Here is a 17,425-nt window from a genome sequence, read left to right on the forward strand (position 1 = left end):
AAAATCCCCCCTAACCCCCCGCGCGCCCGCCCCCCCCCGCTCCCACATTGGGGAATGGATCGTCCATGCTTACGGCGCAACGCCTGGCGTTTTCAACCGCGCAACCATACCCCGAGCCCCACACCGATTAAAAAATGTGGGAGCGGGCTTGCTCGCGAAGGCGGTGTATCAGTCACCGGAAATATCGACTGAACCAGCGCTTTCGCGGGCAAGCCCGCTCCCACATTGTGGAATGGATCGTCCATGCTTACGGCGCAAGGCCTGGCGATTTCAACCTCACAACCACGCCCAGGCTTCACACCGCTCAAAAATGTGGGAGCGGGCTTGCCCGCGAAGGCGGTGTGTCAGTTATCGGAAATATCAACTGAACCAGCGCTTTCGCGAGCAAGCCCGCTCCCACATGGGGGAATGCGGCGTCCACGCCGGCCGCGCAAGGCCCGGCAATACCCCGGGCAAGCCCCACATTTGATCGAGTACGACACGCGCCTGCCCTGGATTCAGTTGGCCATGACCATCGGCGGAAGGGTGCCCAGCAGGGAAACGGCGGCTACTGCTGAAACACCTAGTAACCATTCCAGCATCACGCTGGCTTTCAAACTGCCCAGGTGCTGTTCGCCGCGATCAAGGCGCAATCGGTTCAGCAAGGCCAGCGCCAACATGCCCAGGACCAGCATCACCTTGATCAGCAGGATCAGTGCGAAGCCATTGAACAACGGCGTGGGCCACAGTTGCCCGGTGAGCACGCGCACGTTGATCAAGCCCGTCACCAGCAAACCGGCGACCAGGCCATAACCGACGCCGCTGAAACGCCTGAGGATCGGTTCCAGGCTGGGCCTTTGCGGTTGCCTGAGGATCAACACCAGCAGCAACAATCCACCGAGCCAGGCGCCCACGCAGACCAGATGCACCACCTGGTTGAGGATCAACAATTGGCCGCTGAGCCCATCGAGCATGGCGCCATGGCCGACCGGGGCGAGGGTCGCCAGCAGCAGGGCGGTCAAAGGCAGGCGCAGGGCGGGCCAGGGTTTGAGCAGCGCAATCACCAGCAACAGGTTCAGCAACAGGTGCCAGACCCACACTTGGCCAAAGAAGGTCTTGCCCAGCACCAATTGCACGGTGGCCGGTTGCAGGGCCGCCTGCCAACTGCCGGCCATGCTTGCGGTGATCAACAGCAACCACGCCACGCCGGAGCCCAGGCCCAGCCAGGCGAGGGCGCGCGTGATGCGCAATAGTTGCCGGTCCAGTGTCGGTTGCGCTCCAGCGCCTAATAGCCAGGGCCTGAATGCACAGGCCCCGAACATCAGCAGCACGACGATGAAATGCAAAAAACGGCACAGCACCAGCAGCGTTGCCATGGGTTATTGGCCGACCTTGAAGCTGTATTCACCGTTGCTCTTATGGGTGTCGACCGACACGGCGTTCCACACCACTTTGTAATTGCCGGCTGCCAGCGGGGCGGCAGGGGTGACTACCAGGGTCTTCTTGTCGGCGTCGGGAGTTTCCAGGCCCTTGATCGCGACTTCGGTGCCGTCCTTGCTCAGGGAGACTTTGGTAAACGTGGCTTCGACACCTTCGCTGAAGCTCAGGCGCAGGTCGGCAGCCGCGGCGACGGTGCTGTCAGCCGCTGGCGTCGAACTCTTGAGGTGCGCATGCGCGAACGCCGCCGAGGCGCCCAGCAGCGAGGCGAGCAGGGCGACGGCGGTCAACGTGTTCTTGATCAGCATTGTTCAGTACCTTCAGGGTTGAGGAGTCGGTAGAGCCATGTGCAGCAAGGGAAAGGGCTTGCCTTCGCCATCCAGCGGCGAGCGCGCGACCTGGATGAAACCATAGTGCAGGTAGAAGCCCACGGCCTGCGGATTCTGTTCGTTCACGTCCACCGTGAGGGTATCGTGACGGGCGCGGGCGTGGTCCAGCAACTGGCGGCCGATGCCCTGGCCACGGCGGTCGGGGTCGATAAACAACATCTCCACATTGTGTCCGCCGGTGGCGATGAAGCCGGCGATGCCGGCGTCATCCTCGAACACCCACGTATCGAGTGCCGGCATCGGCAGGTAAGTGTCGCGCACCAGCGGCAGCAAACGCTGGATGTCATCCTCGGGGAGGAAGTCATGGGTGGCCCGCACCGAACGCTCCCACAGTGCGCCCAGCACGGGGTCGTCGGTGGCCAGGCGAGGTCGAATACTCATGGCAATGATCCTTCATAGGGATCGCGATCCTAACCAATCCTATTTATGCGCGAAAGCTTCGCGTAAGAAGTTTCATTGTGGCCTGTCGCCGCGATCTAGAGCCGATGGTAGTCTTTAAGCCAAGTTGTTGTCAGGGAGCCCTTATGGGCAATCACAAGAGTGGAATTCGTCGGGTCAACGTCGAAAAAATCCTGCTGGCGGCGGAGAAAATCTTCGCCGAAAAGGGCTATGGCAGCACCGCCATGGCCGACATCGCCGAAGAAGTGCAACTGCCGCGCTCCAACCTGCATTACTACTTCACCACCAAAAGCGAGCTGTACAGCGCTGTGCTGTTCGACCTGTTGGAAGTGTGGAAGCAGGATGCACTGAGCTTCGAGACCTTCGATGATCCGCGCGTCGTGCTCAGCAGCTACATCCGCGCCAAGATGCAACGCTCGCGCACGCGGCCGTATGGCTCGAAAGTCTGGGCCAACGAAATCATCCACGGCGCGCCGACGCTGGGTGAGGCGCTGGATGAAAGCCTGTACGACTGGGCCAAGATGAAGGAAGCGAAAATTCGCCAATGGGTGGAGGACAAACGCATCCTGCCGGTGGAACCGTCGAGCCTGCTGTACATGATCTGGGCGTCGACCCAGCACTACGCCGACTTCGATCATCAGGTGAAGATTCTGAATGATCACCAGCCGCTGTCGGACATGCAGTTCGAAAAGGCGATTCAGACGGTGACCAGTGTGATTTTGCGTGGGATCGGGTTGGAGCCGTGATGATCGTTCCTACGCTGCGCGTTCCAAGCGCGGACGCAGAGCGTCCAGTGAGGCATTCCCACGCGGAGCGTGGGAACGATCATATAAAGGGCTACACCGCCTCCCGGTAGGGGTTGCGCGGATCCTGCGTCCAATTCAGGAACGGCTTGCCCGTCTCGATCGGCACCATCTCGATGCAGTCCGCCACCGGGCAGGTGATCTGGCACAGGTTGCAGCCCACGCACTCATCGTCGATCACCTCGTATTGGTGCGTGCCATCGGCCAACTTCAAGCTCGCAATGGCCTGGTGCGAAGTGTCCTCACAGGCAATATGGCAACGCCCGCAGCCTATACAGGCGGCCTGGTCGATCTTGGCGATAACCTGATAGTTGATGTCCAGGTACTTCCAGTCCGTGGTGTTGCCCACCGCTCGCCCGGAAAATTCCTGCAGGCTCTGGTAACCCTGACTGTCCATCCACCGCGACAGCCCATCCTTCATCTCTTCAACAATGCGGAACCCGTGCAGCATCGCCGCTGTGCACACCTGCACCGCGCCGCAGCCGAGGGCGACGAATTCTGCTGCATCGCGCCAGTTGCCGATGCCGCCAATGCCGCAGATCGGCAGGCCCTGGGTCTGTGGGTCGCGGGCGATTTCGGCGACCATGTTCAGTGCAATCGGCTTCACGGCTGAACCGCAGTAGCCGCCGTGGGTGCTCTGGGTACCGACCACCGGCAGCGCGACCATGCGCTCCAGGTCGACGCTGGTGATGGAATTGATGGTGTTGATCAGCGACACCGCGTCCGCACCCCCGCGATACGCTGCACGCGCCGCCACCCGGATGTCAGTGATGTTCGGCGTGAGCTTGACGATCACCGGCAGCGAGCAATAGGTCTTGCACCAGCGGGTCACCTGTTCCACATACTCCGGCACCTGGCCCACCGCCGCGCCCATGCCGCGTTCGGGCATGCCGTGGGGGCAGCCGAAGTTCAGTTCGATTCCATCGCACCCGGTGGCTTCCACCAGCGGCAGGATGTTTTTCCAGGACTCTTCAACACACGGCACCATCAGCGACACGATCAGCGCGCGGTCGGGCCAGTCCTTTTTCACCTGGGTGATTTCCCGCAGGTTGATCTCCAGCGAGCGGTCAGTGATCAGTTCGATATTGTTGATACCCAGCACTTCGCGGTTGGCGCCGAAGTGCGCCGAGTAGCGTGACGACACATTGACCGCCGCCGGGTCTTCACCCAGGGTCTTCCACACCACGCCGCCCCAGCCCGCTTCGAAGGCGCGGACCACGTTGTAGGCCTTGTCAGTGGGCGGCGCGGAAGCCAGCCAGAATGGGTTGGGGGCCTTGATACCGGCGAACACAATCGAGAGATCGGCCATTACGCAGCCTCCACATTCAGCATGAGTTGGGCGTGCATGGCTTCGGCGGCCAGCTTGCCGTGTTGCACCGCCTGCACGGTGAGGTCCTGACCGAGGCTGACGCAGTCGCCGCCGGCATAGATCCCGGGAATGCTGGTTTGCAGCTGTTCATCGACAAAGATCCGCTCGCCCACGCGATGCAGTTGCTGGGCGAGTGGATCCTGCAGCGCACCGTTGTCGAAGCCCTGGCCGATAGCCTTGAAGATGGCATCGGCGGCCAGCTCGAAGGTTTCGCCGGTAGGCTGCAGTCGACCGTTTTCCATGCGCGTGCGCAAAAAACGCATGCCGCGTACCTGGCCCTGATCGTCCAGCAAGACGGCTTCGGGCTGTGCCCAGGTCAGCAGGCGTACCTGATTGGCCTTGGCGATGTCTTGCTCATGGTGAGTGGCGCCCATGTCAGTCAGGCCACGGCGGTACACCAGGTTGACATCGCGGGCACCGAGGCGAGCCATTTGCACGGCCATGTCGATCGCGGTATTGCCGGCGCCAAGCACGATGCAGCGGTCGGCCAGTGGCAGTTGAGTGAGGTCATCGGCCTGGCGCAGTTCGCGGATGTAGTCGGTGGCGGCGAGCAGGCCGGGGGCGTCCTCATTGGGCAGGCCCAGCTGTTTGCTTGCCGCCAGGCCGAGGCCGAGGAACACCGAGTCGAATTGCTGGTGCAGTTCGCTCAAGGTCAGATTGTCGCCCAGGCGTTGGCCGTGACGAATTTCGATACCGCCGATCTGCAGGAGGAAATCCAGTTCCTGCTGGGCGAAGTCATCCACCAGTTTGTATTTGGCGATGCCGTATTCATTCAAGCCGCCGGCTTTTTCGCGGGCTTCGAAAATCACCACGTCATGGCCGTGCAGCGCGGCGCGATGGGCGCAGGCCAGACCGGCAGGCCCTGCGCCCACCACGGCGATGCGCTTGCCGGTCGGTGCGGCTCGCTGGAATGGGTGTTCACTGAAGTGCGCATTGTCGATGGCGTAGCGTTGCAACAGGCCGATCAGCACCGGGGCGCACTCTTCGGCGTTGTTACGCACGCAGGCCTGCTGGCACAGGATCTCCGTGGGGCAGACCCGCGCACAGCTGCCGCCGAGGATATTCGCCGAGAGAATCTTCTGGGCCGCGCCTTGCACGTTTTCGGTGTGGATATTGCGGATGAACGACGGGATATCGATCTCGCTGGGACACGCATTCACGCACGGCGCGTCGTAGCAATACAGGCAGCGCGAAGCTTCCAGTTGGGCCTGGCGGGCGTTGAGCGGCGGCGCCAGGTCGGTGAAATGGCTGGCGAGTGTCGGCCCATCTTCATGGGGATGGGGGAGGTGGGTCAGGGTCTGGATCACGGTAGTGGCCTCACGGTTATTGAGGTGCTGCCTCTGATGGGCAATCGTTTTTTTATTGCCTGTGCCGGCCTCTTCGCAGGCAAGCCAGCTCCCACATTTGAATGTGTTCACACTTCAGGAAATGTGGGAGCCGGGCTTGCCCGCGATCGGCCGAAGGCCGCTTTCAGCGTTTCACAGCAGTGGGCCTGGAACGCTCGGCCCGCTTGCTCAGTTGCTCGAACACCGCTGGATACGCCGGCCGCTCGACGTAGCGCCCGGCACCGCGCTCGGCGCGCAGGTCGCCATCGGCCCAGACCAGCTTGCCCTGGCTGATGGTGTGGCTCGGCACACCGCGCACGGTCTTGCCTTCGAAGATGTTGAAGTCGACCTGCTGGTGATGGGTCTTTGCCGAAATGGTCCGGGTGCCCTCGGGGTCCCACAGCACCAGGTCAGCATCGGCGCCTACACGGATCGCGCCTTTGCGCGGGTAGAGGTTGAAGATCTTCGCGGTGTTGGTAGAGGTCAGCGCGACGAAATCCTGCATCGACAGGCGCCCGGTGTTGACCCCTTCGTCCCACAGCAGCGCCATGCGGTCTTCGATACCGGCGGTGCCGTTGGGGATCTTGCTGAAGTCGTCACGGCCAGCCGCTTTCTGCTCGGCGCAGAAGCAGCAGTGATCGGTGGCGGTGGTGTGCAGGTTGCCCGACTGCAGGCCGCGCCACAGGGCTTCCTGATGCCCGCGCGGGCGGAAGGGCGGGCTCATCACGTAGCCGGCGGCGGTCTGCCAGTCGGGATGCTGGTAGACGCTGTCGTCCAGCAGCAGATGGCCGGCGAGCACTTCGCCGTACACCGCCTGGCCCTTGCCACGGGCGTAGGTGATTTCATCCAGCGCTTCCTGGGTGGACACATGCACCAGGTACAGCGGCGTGCCGATGGTCTCGGCGATGCGGATGGCGCGGCTGGCGGCCTCGCCTTCCACCTGGGACGGCCGCGACAGCGGATGCGCTTCCGGGCCGGTGATGCCCTGGGCCATCAGCTTGCGCTGCAAGTGGTACACCAGCTCGCCGTTTTCCGCATGTACGGTGGGCACCGCGCCGAGTTCCAGGCAGCGTTCGAAGCTGGCGACCAGGGTGTCATCGGCCGCCATGATCGCGTTCTTGTAGGCCATGAAGTGCTTGAAGCTGTTGATGCCGTGGTGGCTGACCAACTCGGCCATTTCCTCGCGCACCTGTTCGCTCCACCAGGTGATCGCCACGTGAAAACCGTAGTCGGCCGCCGACTTTTCTGCCCAGCCGCGCCACTGGTGAAAGGCTTCCAGCAAGGACTGCTGCGGGTTGGGAATCACAAAGTCGATGATCGACGTGGTACCCCCCGCCAGACCCGCCGCCGTGCCACTGAAAAAGTCTTCGCTGGCCACGGTGCCCATGAAGGGCAGTTGCATATGGGTGTGGGGATCGATGCCGCCGGGCATCAAGTATTGGCCGCTGCCATCGAGTATCTCGGTGCCGGCGGGAATATCCAGATCAGTGCCAATAGCGCGGATTAGACCGCCTGCGCATAACACGTCGGCTCTATAACTTTCATCATGGGTAATTACGGTGGCGCCACGGATCAACAGCGACATGTCGAATTCCTCACAGGCTTGACCGGCTTGTGCCAGTTCTAAGTGTTGTAATGCTGCTTGCCGATGGTCGGTTAATTCCTGTCATCGGTGACAGGAATAGAAACTAGCCCGAGTTTTTCGATTGAGCAAGAAGATTTTTCTTAAGCTTATAACTTAAATAAGCAACTGATTTATAAAGAAAAAATATCAAATTCACCAAAATGTAGCGGTGTCTCACCATTTTGACGCACTTGACAGGTTCGTAAATTGAGCAACATTTCTTATTGCAAATCAGACGCTTGAGATATGCCGCTTGACGGCGGTGGGAAATAAAAATAATTGTGGTGCACCAGATTGACTCCTGATCGTTCGGGCAACTTCCACGTTATTTAGCCTGAGTAACGCGGCAAGTACCGAAGGCGCAATCGGAAAGCTGATTAACATCAGCACGTTATATAAGCGGTGTGGGTTCGGTTACGGTTGTCGGCACGGTTATTGAGTGCAGTGGCGGCTGGCCGGACCCGTGATGTCATGTTGTTCACGAGGTACTCCGGCCGCCTGCATTGAAGTGCAGGCGAGCAACAATAATTCGAAAAAACCGTGGAGCGGCCATGCAACAGAACAGATCGCAAGTCATTGAACGCAACGGCCTGTACGAACTCGACGCCGGCCCCGACGTCCTCGACAGCCCCCGCTACAACCACGACATGGCACCGACCAAAGTGCATGAGCGCACCTGGAACAAGTGGCACATCACCGCGTTGTGGGTGGGCATGTCGATCTGCGTGCCGACCTACACCCTGGGCGGCGTGCTCACCGCGTATTTCGGCTTGTCGGTGGGCGAGGCGCTGATGGCGATCCTGCTGGCCAATATCGTGGTGCTGGTCCCGCTGACCCTCAATGCGTTCCCTGGTACCAAGTACGGTATTCCGTTCCCGGTGCTGTTGCGGTCGTCCTTCGGCATCCTCGGCTCCAATGTGCCGTGTCTGATTCGCGCGCTGGTGGCCTGCGGTTGGTTCGGTATCCAGACGATGTTTGGCGGGCTGGCAATCCACCTGTTTCTCGGCTCGATTTTCGAGGGTTGGAAATCCCTCGGCGGCACCGGTGAAGTGATCGGCTTCATGATCTTCTGGACCCTCAACCTATGGGTGGTGCTGCGCGGCGCCGAGTCGATCAAGCGCCTGGAAACCCTGTCGGCGCCGTTGCTGGTGGCGGTGGGGATCGGCCTGCTGGTGTGGGCGATGCCGAACGTGTCGATCAGCGAGCTGATGGCGATCCCACCCAAGCGGCCTGAAGGGGCGAGCCTCACCGGTTACTTCATGGCCGGCCTCACTGCGATGGTGGGTTTCTGGGCCACGTTGTCGTTGAATATTCCCGACTTCAGCCGCTACGCCAAGAGCCAGAAGGACCAGATTCTCGGGCAGATTTTCGGCCTGCCGCTGACCATGTTCCTGTTCGCCGCCCTCGGCGTGATCATGACCGCCGCCTCGGTGAAACTGGTGGGCGTCAGCGTGTCCGACCCGGTGACCCTGATCGGCCATATCCAGAGCCCGGTGTGGGTGGCCATCGCCATGGCGCTGATCATTATCGCCACGCTGTCCACTAACACGGCGGCGAACATCGTCTCGCCCACCAACGACTTCCAGAACATCGCCCCCAAGCTGATCAACCGCACCACGGCGGTGATCCTCACCGGGCTGGTCGGGCTGGCACTGATGGGCCATGAACTGCTGAAAAAGCTCGGCCTGATTGTCTCCGACGTCAGCCTGGAAACCGTGTATTCCAACTGGCTGCTGGGCTACTCGAGCCTGCTGGGCCCCATCGCCGGGATCATGGTGGTGGACTACTTCATCACCCGGCGGCAGCAGCTGGACCTGGCCGGCCTGTACCGCGACGACGTGTACCCGGCGTGGAACTGGAGTGGTTTTATCGCCTTCGGCGTGCCGGTGGTGCTGACCTTGCTGTCGCTGGGCAGCGATGCATTCAGCTGGTTCTACAGCTACGGCTGGTTCACCGGCTCGGCGTTGGGCGGTTTGCTGTATTACGGCCTGAATGCCAAGCGCGGCATCAGTCCGGTCACGGCCAAATCCCCGCTGTAAAGGCGTTGAAATGCAATCCAAATGTGGGAGCGGGCTTGCAGACGATATCTGCGGCGACTGTCACGGCCTCTTCGCGAGAGGCCCGCTTCCACATGTTTGACCCCATTCCATGGTTGGAATCGAGTCTATTCATAACAAATACAGCCTGAGGAGATCCCCATGAACGCTGCCCTCGACGTTCTGCAATCGACCCATCAGCACATCAACCGCGATCGCTTGTGGCAGTCGCTGATGGACCTGGCCAAGCTCGGCGCCACCCCCAAGGGCGGCGTGTGCCGCCTGGCCCTCACCGACCTCGACCGCAAGGCCCGCGACCTCTTCGTGCAGTGGTGCGAAGATGCCGGCTGCACGGTGACCATCGACGGCATCGGCAATATCTTCGCCCGCCGCCCCGGGCGCAACCCCAACCTGCCGCCGGTGATGACCGGCAGCCATATCGATACCCAACCCACCGGCGGCAAGTTCGATGGTTGCTTCGGCGTGCTGGCGGGCGTGGAAGTGCTGCGCACCCTCAACGATCTCAAGGTTGAAACCGAGGCGCCGCTGGAAGTGGTGGTGTGGACCAACGAGGAAGGCTCGCGCTTCCCGCCGTGCATGATGGGCTCCGGGGTGTTCGCCGAGAAATTCAGCCTGGCGGACACCCTTGCCAAGGTCGACGTGGAAGGTGTCAGCGTTGGCGATGCGCTGAACGCGATTGGCTATGCCGGCACGCGGGAGGTCAGCGGCCACAAGGTCGGGGCGTATTTCGAAGCGCACATCGAACAAGGGCCGATTCTCGAGGATGAGAAAAAGACCATCGGCGTGGTGCTCGGCGCCCTCGGGCAAAAGTGGTTTGACCTGAAACTGCGCGGTGTCGAAGCGCATGCCGGGCCAACGCCGATGCACCTGCGCAAGGATGCCCTGGTCGGCGCGGCGGCAGTGGTGGCGGCGGTGAATGCGGCGGCGCTGGGGCATCAGCCGCATGCCTGCGGGACCGTCGGTTGCCTGCAGGCCTATCCGGGCTCACGCAATGTCATCCCTGGCGAAGTGCGCATGACCCTGGACTTTCGTCACCTGGAACCGGCGCGCCTGGATTCGATGATTGCCCAGGTGCGTAAAGTGATCGATGAGACCTGTGCCAAGCACGGCCTGAGTTTCGAGATGGAACCCACCGCCGACTTCCCACCGCTGTACTTCGACAAGGGCTGCGTGGACGCTGTGCGCGACGCCGCGAATGGCCTGGGCCTGTCGAACATGGACATCGTCAGCGGGGCAGGGCACGACGCAATCTTCGTCGCCGAACTCGGCCCGGCGGGGATGATCTTCGTACCGTGCGAAGGCGGGATCAGCCACAACGAAATCGAGAACGCCGCGCCGGATGACCTGGCGGCGGGCTGCGCGGTGTTGTTGCGGGCGATGGTGGCGGCGTCGGCGGCGATTGCCAGCGGCAAACTCGCTGCCTGAAAGGCCGTCATCCTAAAGTCGGCTGTTGTGGTGAGCAGGCTTGCCCTGCGTTGGGCTGCGAAGCAGCCCCAGTAAAGACGCTGAGGTTCTTCCTGAAAGAACTCATGTCTGGGTTTGGGGCCGCTTCGCAGCCCAACGCAGGGCAAGCCTGCTCACCACAGGGGAGCGCTTAGGCCCAACCTAACGCTGTCACCAACCCCACGCTCGCCTGCAACAGCGGGGCAGGGCACGACGCGCTCTTCGTCGCCGAACTCGAAGTCGGCTGTTGTGGTGAGCAGGCTTGCCCTGCGTTGGGCTGCGAAGCAGTCCCAGTAAAGACGCTGAGGTTCTTCCTGAAAGAACTCATGTCTGGATTGGGGGCCGCTTCGCAGCCCAACGCAGGGCAAGCCTGCTCACCACAGGGGAGCGATCAGGCCCCGCCTAACGCCGTCACCAACACCACACTCGCCTGCAACAGCGGAGCAGGGCACGACACAATCTTCGTCGCCGAACTCGAAGTCGGCTGTTGTGGTGAGCAGGCTTGCCCTGCGTTGGGCTGCGAAGCAGCCCCAGTAAAGACGCTGAGGTTCTTGCTGAAAGAACTCATGTGTGGGTTTGGGGCCGCTTCGCGACCCAACGCAGGGCAAGCCTGCTCACCACAGGGAAGCGATCAGGGCTCAGGCGCCGGGTTGCCAGCCGCCGCCTAACGCTGTCACCAATCCCACGCTCGCCTGCAACTGCCGCGTCTGCACCGCCTGCAATGTCCGCTGTGCCTGCAACGCCGCCGTCTGCGCGGTCACCACATCCAGGTAGCTCACCGCCCCCGCCTGATAGCTGTTCATCGCCAGGGCCTGGGTATGCTGCGCCGCATCTGCCGCGGCTTGCTCATCCTGTGCTTCCTGCTGCAAATCCCGCAGTTGCGCGAGGTTGTCCTCCACCTCGCGCACGGCTTTCAATACATGGCTGCGGTACTGCGCCGAGGCTTCTTCAAACTCGGCCTTGGCCTGGCGTTCATTGGCGCTCAGGCGTCCGCCATCAAAGATCGGCAGATTCACCAGCGGCCCCAGCGCCCAATACCGATTGCCAGCGGACAGTAGGTTGCCAACCCCTTGCGTCTGGCCGCCGATCAGCCCGGTCAAACTGAAATCCGGGTACCACGCTGCCTTGGCCACGCCGATATTCGCGTTGGCGGCGAACACCCGGCGTTCTGCCGCCGCGATGTCCGGACGCCGTTGCAGCAGGTGGCTCGGCAGCTGCGACGGGATCCCCGGCAGGGCAATCAACTGCTGGCTGGGCGGCAACGTGAAGTTGCTGGCCGCCACCCCCACCAACTCCCCGATGGCATGCTCGGTGAGGTTGCGTTGCCCGCGCACTTCATCCAGTTGCGCCTTGGCTTCGGCCAGTTGATTCTGCGCGCGGGTCAGGTCCAGCTCGGAGGCGATCTGCCCCTCATAACGACTGCGCGTCAGTTGCAGGGCCTGGCTGAAATCCTCCAGCGAGCTATTGAGAATCCGGCTCTGTGCATCCAGCCCGTTGAGCTGCACATACAGGCTCGCGAGTTGATGTTGCAGGCTCAGCCGCGCCACCGCCAGGTCATCGCCGGAGGCTTGCGCCTGGGCATCACCGGCCGCGACCTGGTTGCGGATCTTGCCCCACAGGTCGAGGTCGTAGCTCAGGGAAAATCCTGCCGTGTTGCTGTTGTACACCGAAGGCTGCGTGTCGCCGCGCAGTGGTCGCGAGTCGGATTGACGCTGGCGCAATGGCTGCGCACTGGCGGTGATCTGCGGGAACAGCCCTGCATGCAATTGGCTGGCATACGCCTGGGACGCATCGAAGTGCGCCAGCGCTGCCGCCAGGTCCGGGTTGGCCTTGAGCAGTTGCTGTTGCAGGCCATCCAGGCGTGCATCGTTGTAGAGCTTCCACCATTCGGGAGCCAATTGATCGGACGGTTGCGCGCTGTGCCACGGGCCGTCGCTGGTCTGTTCGCGGTAGCCGGCCGGCAGGTCCACCGTGGGCACTGTGTAGGTGGGCGCCATCGAGCAACCTTGCAACGCCAGCAGCATCAGGGCCGCGAGGGGCTTAAGCCTTGGGCGCATGCGCACCTCCGGAGGCATCGGCGAGTTGCACCGGGTCGCCTTCGCGCAGGGCGTCGGGCGGGTTGTCGACGATGCGGTCGGCGGGTTTCAGGCCTTGATCGATCACCAGGCGCTCGCCGAGGTCGAGGCCGATATGGATGTCCTGCAAGTGCACGTGGTTCTGTGCGTCCAGCACCGCCACCTGGGTGCCTTGGGCGCGGAAGATCAGCGCGCTGGCCGGGATGCTCACGCCATGGGTATCCGCTGGAATCGGCAAGGTGGCTTCGGCGTAGTCACCGGGCAGCAATTCGCCGTTGGGGTTGTCGGCGACGAACTGCGCGAGCAGCGTGCCGGAGCGGCGGTCGATGGCGGTAGAGTCACCGATCAGGCGCGCCTTGAAGTGCTCGCCAGGGTGCTCGGGCACCGTCAGTTCGGCTTCGAGTCCGGGGTGGATGACCGCCGCGTAGTTCTGCGGCACCGGCACGTAGAGGCGCAATTGGTGGGTGTCGGCGATGTTGAACAGCTCCGGATCGCTGTCGGTATCGGCCTTGATCAATTGGCCGATATCGGTATTGCGGGCGGTGATGGTGCCGGCAAACGGCGCGCGGATGGTCTTGTAGCTTTCCAGGGCCGACAGCCGAGCGAAATCGGCCGCAGCCGCCTCGGCGTTGGCTTTGGCCGCCGCGGCGTTGGAGGATTTTTCATCGGCCTCCTGGCGCGACACCGAGTGGCTCGCCAACAGGTTTTGCCAGCGCGTGGCGGTGGTTTCTGCCAGGCGTGCGTTGGCTTGTTCCTGGATCAGGCGGGCGTGGGTCTGGGCCAATTGCTGATCGAGGTCGGGGCTGTCGATTTCGGCGAGGATTTGCCCGGCCTTGACCTGGCTGCCGATGTCGACTTTCCAGTCCTTCAAATAACCGCTGACCCGGGCATGGATCGGCGCCTTGCTCCAGGCGTCGAGGTGGGCGGGCAGGCGCAGGGTTTCACCGGCCGCGTTCTGCTGCGGCTGGAACACCATCACTTGCGGGATGGCGGCGGTTTCGGTCCACGCGGTCACCGATTGTTCGTGCATCGTGCGGGCATGCAGGCCGTTGGCGACCAACAGGGCGGCCAGTGTCAGGCCGCCGACACCCATGAGCATCAGACGCTTGCGCGAGGGTTTGTGATCAGACGACATGTGGGGTTTCTCCAGCAGCTGCGCGAGTAGGGTGACGACCGTGGACCAGGCTGAAGACCACGGGAACAAACAACAAAGTGGCAATGGTGGCGAAGATCAAGCCACCGATCACGGCCCGGCCGAGCGGGGCGTTCTGCTCCTCGGAAATGGCCAGCGGCAACATGCCGATGATCATCGCCAGGGCGGTCATGCACACCGGCCTGAAGCGCGTGTAGCCGGCCTCCATGGCTGCCTTCAGGGCGTCGCCATGTTCGGCCAGGCGTTCGCGGCAGAAACTCACCACCAGGATCGAGTTGGCGGTGGCCACGCCCATGCACAGGATGGCGCCGGTGAGGGCCGGCACCGACAGCGAGGTGCCACTGAGGAACAGCATCCACACGATCCCTGCCAGTGCTGCCGGCAACGCGGTGATGATCACGAACGGGTCGGCCCAGGATTGGAAGTTGACCACGATCAGCAGGTAGATCAGCACCACCGCGCCGAGCAGGCCGAAGCTCAGGCCGCTGAAGGCTTCATGCAGCGCGTCGATCTGCCCATGCAGGCTGATCACCGCACCCTTGGGGCGCATGGATGCGGTTTCATCCAACACTTTCTGCACGTCGCGGGCGACGCCGCCGAGGTCGCGGCCCTGGACGTTGGCGTACAAATCCAGGGTCGGTTCGATGTTGTAGTGAGTCACCACTGCCGGGCTTTGCACGCGCGATATGCTCGCCACGCCGCCGAGGATCTGCGACTGCCCATCGGCACCGGTCACCGGCAAGGCTTCCAGCGACGGCAGGCTGTCGAGACGGTACTGCGGGGTCGCGGCGACGATCGAATACGACACGCCATTGGCCGGGTTCAGCCAGAAGGTCGGCGCGGTCTGCGAGCTGCCGGCGAGGGAGGCGACCATGCTGTTGGTCACGTCGCGCTCGGTGATCCCCAGGCCATTGGCCCGCATGCGATCAACATTCACCTGCAGCGACGGGTAACCGGTGGACTGCTGGATGCGCAGGTCGGCGATGCCCGGTACATGTTGCAGGCGACGCTCAAGCTCCACGGCGTAGGCGCGGTTTTCTTCATCGCTGCGCCCGGAGATCTTCACGTCCAGCGGCGCCGGCGCACCGAAGTTGAGAATCTGGCTGCTGATATCCGCCGGCAGGAACGCGAAGTGGCTGCCGGGGAAACTTTGCGGCAAGGCTTCGCGCAGTTTCTTCACGAAGTCGGCGGTCGGCGCGTGATCCTTTTTCAAGGTGACCTGGATGTCACCATCCTGCGGGCCGATGGTGCCGCTGCTGCTGTAGGCCATGTCGATGCCGCTCAGCGGGATGCCGATGTTGTCGACGATGGTGTCCAGCTGCTCAGCGGGGATCACTTCACGAATCCGCGCTTCAATCCGGTCGAAGGCCGCCGCGCTTTCTTCGATGCGCGTGCCCAGTGGCAAGCGCACATGCAGCGCCAGGGCGCCGGCGTCGGTGGCCGGGAAGAAGTCCTGGCCCAGGCTTGGCAGCAACAGGAACGAGGCGAGCACACAGGCCAGGAAGCCGACGATAAAGCGCTTGCGATTGCCCAGCGCCAACAACAGCAGGCCGTGGTAGGTATCGCGGATATTTGAGAAGTGACGCTCGAATCCCTGCTGGAAATTCAACACCGCTTGCAACGCGCGATTGCGTGGCTTGCGGTGCTGCTCACCTTCGTGGTGGTTGATGAATTGGTCTTCTGGATGATGCCCTGCGCCTTGCTCCGGCACGTGCGGCTTGAGCAGGAACATCGCCAGGGTCGGCACCAGGGTACGCGAGAGGATGAACGAACTGGCCATGGCGAAGATCACCGCCAGCGCCATTGGCCGGAACAGGTAGCCGGCGATGCCTTGCAGCAGGAACATCGGCACGAACACGATGCAGATGCACAGCAGCGAGACAAACGCCGGGCCGACGATCTGCGCAGCGCCGTCGAGAATCGCGGTCTTCACCGCCTTGCCTTGCTCCAGGTGCCAGTTGATGTTTTCGATGGTCACCGTGGCATCGTCCACCAGGATCCCCACGGCCAACGCCAGCCCGCCGAGAGTCATCACGTTGAGGGTCTGCCCGCTGACTGCCAGCAGCGCGATGGCCGACAGCACCGCCAGCGGAATCGACGCGGCGATGATCAGCGTCGAGCGCCAGCTGCCGAGAAACAGCAGGATCATCGCACTGGTCAGCAGCGCGGCGATGATGCCTTCCTGGGCCACGCTGCCTACCGATTGCTTGACGAATACCGAGGCGTCACCGAGCAGCGAAGTCTTCAGCGACGGCGGCAGGGTTTCGTTGATGCGCGGCAGCATCTGGCGGATGCCGTCGATGATCGACAGGGTCGAGATGCTGCCGTTTTTCAACGCCGGCATCAGCACCGCACGGTGGCCGTCGACGCGCACGATGTTGGTCTGCGGCGGCGAACCGTCACGCACGTGGGCCACTTGGCCGATGGTGATCAGCGCGCCGTCGACAGTCTTGATCGGCAGGTCGTTGAGCTCGTCGATCGCCTTGGGACTGTTGTTGAGCAGGATCGTGTATTCGTTGGGACCGAGCTTGGCGGTGCCCACCGGGATGATCTGGTTCTGCAGGGCCAGGGCATTGCCCACGTCCTGTGCTGACAAGCCTTTGGCAGCCAGCGCCTGGGGGTCGAGGTCGAGGGTGATCTGGCGTTGCTTGCCGCCCATTGGCGTGGGCATGGCGAGGCCGGGCAGGGCGCTCAAGGGCAGGCGGATGTTGTTCTGCACCAGGTCTCGGATCTTGGCTTCCGAGAGGCTGGGGCTGGAGAACGCCATTTGCAGGATCGGCACCGTGGAGGCGCTGTAGTTGAGGATCAGCGGCGGCGTGATGCCCGGTGGCATCTGCTTCAGCACGGTTTGTGAAACCGCCGTCACTTGCGCGTTGGCCGTGCGGATGTCGACGCCCGGTTGGAAGAAAATCTTGACGATGCCCATGCCGGGCAGCGATTGCGATTCGATGTGTTCGATGTCGTTGACGGTGGTGCTCAGGGAGCGTTCGTAGGTGTAGATCACCCGGCCCGCCATGGCGTCCGGTGACAGGCCGTTGTACTGCCACACCACGGCGACCACGGGGATGCCGATATCGGGGAAAACATCCGTGGGGGTACGCAGGGCCGCCATCGGCCCGATGATGCAGATGAATATGGCCAACACGATAAACGTGTACGGCTTTTGCAGTGCGGTCTTTACCAGCCCGAGCATGCGTGAACCTCCAGAGGAGCAGGATTGCAAACCCCGGCAGTCTTGCCCGACCCACCTAACACGCACCTTTCAGCCAGGTGAAGGAACATTTAGTTAAGGGCTGAAGATCGTTTCATATGTATTCATTTGTTCTACAAAGGATGGCTCCCCAAGCTTGTAGCCCATCGGAGGCGACACTT

Annotated in this window: 12 protein-coding genes; 3 read left to right on the forward strand and 9 right to left on the reverse strand. The window is 62.5% G+C overall.

Annotated elements, in window-relative coordinates:
* Window positions 1-497: 497 nt before the first annotated feature.
* From copD to QMX97_RS15785, 3 genes are read right to left on the reverse strand one after another with little or no spacing between them, the layout of a single operon-like run.
* Window positions 498-1,355, reverse strand: coding sequence for a copper homeostasis membrane protein CopD (gene copD / locus QMX97_RS15775; RefSeq protein ID WP_106803341.1), 858 nt, complete (start codon window positions 1,353-1,355; stop codon window positions 498-500).
* A 3-nt stretch (window positions 1,356-1,358) separates the two neighbouring features.
* Window positions 1,359-1,724 carry a copper homeostasis periplasmic binding protein CopC gene (copC, locus tag QMX97_RS15780; RefSeq protein ID WP_282397217.1) on the reverse strand — a complete coding sequence of 122 codons (366 nt, stop codon included), beginning with the start codon at window positions 1,722-1,724 and terminating at the stop codon, window positions 1,359-1,361.
* Between the two features lie 12 nt (window positions 1,725-1,736).
* Window positions 1,737-2,186: a GNAT family N-acetyltransferase gene (locus QMX97_RS15785; RefSeq protein WP_065901203.1), complete on the reverse strand. Its 450-nt coding sequence runs from the start codon at window positions 2,184-2,186 to the stop codon at window positions 1,737-1,739.
* 143 nt (window positions 2,187-2,329) lie between these two features.
* Here QMX97_RS15785 and QMX97_RS15790 point away from each other — a divergent pair, with 143 nt between their 5' ends.
* On the forward strand, window positions 2,330-2,950 hold the full coding sequence (locus tag QMX97_RS15790) for a TetR/AcrR family transcriptional regulator (protein WP_027606227.1): 621 nt from the start codon (window positions 2,330-2,332) through the stop codon (window positions 2,948-2,950).
* A 91-nt stretch (window positions 2,951-3,041) separates the two neighbouring features.
* Here QMX97_RS15790 and preA read toward each other — a convergent pair whose 3' ends face one another.
* From preA to hydA, 3 genes are all read right to left on the reverse strand, one after another.
* Window positions 3,042-4,316 carry an NAD-dependent dihydropyrimidine dehydrogenase subunit PreA gene (gene preA, locus QMX97_RS15795; protein WP_065901202.1) on the reverse strand — a complete coding sequence of 425 codons (1,275 nt, stop codon included), beginning with the start codon at window positions 4,314-4,316 and terminating at the stop codon, window positions 3,042-3,044.
* On the reverse strand, window positions 4,316-5,683 hold the full coding sequence (locus tag QMX97_RS15800) for an NAD(P)-dependent oxidoreductase (protein ID WP_282397218.1): 1,368 nt from the start codon (window positions 5,681-5,683) through the stop codon (window positions 4,316-4,318). Before QMX97_RS15800 ends, preA begins: the two co-directional genes overlap by 1 nt.
* A 163-nt stretch (window positions 5,684-5,846) precedes the next feature.
* On the reverse strand, window positions 5,847-7,286 hold the full coding sequence (gene hydA, locus QMX97_RS15805; protein WP_065901197.1) for a dihydropyrimidinase: 1,440 nt from the start codon (window positions 7,284-7,286) through the stop codon (window positions 5,847-5,849).
* A gap of 590 nt (window positions 7,287-7,876) precedes the next feature.
* Between hydA and QMX97_RS15810 the strand changes: the two genes are divergently transcribed.
* Both QMX97_RS15810 and QMX97_RS15815 read left to right on the forward strand, forming a co-directional pair.
* On the forward strand, window positions 7,877-9,364 hold the full coding sequence (locus QMX97_RS15810) for an NCS1 family nucleobase:cation symporter-1 (RefSeq protein WP_065901195.1): 1,488 nt from the start codon (window positions 7,877-7,879) through the stop codon (window positions 9,362-9,364).
* Between the two features lie 159 nt (window positions 9,365-9,523).
* Window positions 9,524-10,807 (forward strand): Zn-dependent hydrolase, encoded by a 1,284-nt coding sequence (locus QMX97_RS15815; RefSeq protein ID WP_282397219.1) that lies wholly within the window; start codon window positions 9,524-9,526, stop codon window positions 10,805-10,807.
* Window positions 10,808-11,463: 656 nt separating this feature from the next.
* Here the strand turns inward: QMX97_RS15815 and QMX97_RS15820 are convergent.
* Genes QMX97_RS15820 through QMX97_RS15830 form a run of 3 tightly spaced genes read right to left on the reverse strand, consistent with a single transcriptional unit; the run spans window position 11,464 to window position 17,246 of the window.
* Complete coding sequence (locus QMX97_RS15820) at window positions 11,464-12,882, reverse strand: efflux transporter outer membrane subunit (protein ID WP_282397220.1); 1,419 nt, start codon at window positions 12,880-12,882, stop codon at window positions 11,464-11,466.
* Window positions 12,866-14,035: an efflux RND transporter periplasmic adaptor subunit gene (locus tag QMX97_RS15825; protein ID WP_282397221.1), complete on the reverse strand. Its 1,170-nt coding sequence runs from the start codon at window positions 14,033-14,035 to the stop codon at window positions 12,866-12,868. Before QMX97_RS15825 ends, QMX97_RS15820 begins: the two co-directional genes overlap by 17 nt.
* Window positions 14,025-17,246 carry an efflux RND transporter permease subunit gene (locus QMX97_RS15830; RefSeq protein WP_282397222.1) on the reverse strand — a complete coding sequence of 1,074 codons (3,222 nt, stop codon included), beginning with the start codon at window positions 17,244-17,246 and terminating at the stop codon, window positions 14,025-14,027. The genes QMX97_RS15825 and QMX97_RS15830 overlap by 11 nt, the downstream gene beginning before the upstream one ends.
* Between the last annotated feature and the right edge of the window lie 179 nt (window positions 17,247-17,425).

Source organism: Pseudomonas sp. PS01298, assembly GCF_029959745.1.
GTDB classification, from domain to species: Bacteria; Pseudomonadota; Gammaproteobacteria; order Pseudomonadales; family Pseudomonadaceae; genus Aquipseudomonas; species Aquipseudomonas aylmerensis.